This is a genomic window from Alcanivorax sp. HI0083 (genome assembly GCF_001635175.1).
The window spans coordinates 1-531 of sequence record NZ_LWFX01000096.1 but is presented as its reverse complement, the minus strand read 5'-3'; the positions used below and the strand labels follow the sequence as shown (position 1 = coordinate 531).

General features: G+C 61.0%; 2 pseudogenes. Both read right to left on the bottom strand.

Annotated features, from left to right (window positions below):
* Window positions 1-97 (bottom strand): annotated as a pseudogene (locus A3754_RS26380) (4-hydroxy-tetrahydrodipicolinate reductase); the annotation flags it as partial.
* Between the two features lie 112 nt (window positions 98-209).
* Window positions 210-531, bottom strand: a pseudogene (locus A3754_RS26910) (hypothetical protein); the annotation flags it as partial.

Below are 531 nucleotides of genomic sequence, written 5' to 3'. Positions count from 1 at the left end.
CCACCGCCGCCGCCAGCGTTGTATCCGGGTTGGCCAGCGTCGCCTCGATCAGAATACGGCCCATGCGACCGGCGGCGCCGATAATACCTACTTTCATGGTGTCTCCTTGATTAAAAGCGGGACGGCGAACGCCAGAGGCCTCACGCCCCACCCGCCCCAAACGGGAACGGGCAAAAGCGCCAAGCCTCTGGCGTCCGGCATCAAGCGGCTTATTCTACCAGAAAGGGCGACAGGGTCACCGCGTAGAGATTGGCGTTTTCCTTGAGCATGTACTTGCGCCGCTTTCGGTCGAAGCGCTTGAAGCTTATGCCGCTATCGCGCCAGGCCAACACCTCCTTGAGCCGCTTGCGGGCATAGGCGCGGTCGAGCCACTCCATGGAAAAGCCGGCGGGCAACTGCGCCGCCACCTGCAACTGGGTCAACGCCGGCTCCAGCGCCTCTTCCTGATAGGTATAAAGCAGACTGTTAGCGTACTCATAGCGAACAATCGCCAGATCCTTTTCTTGCCTGAGCGCAGCCTCGAACGGCTGA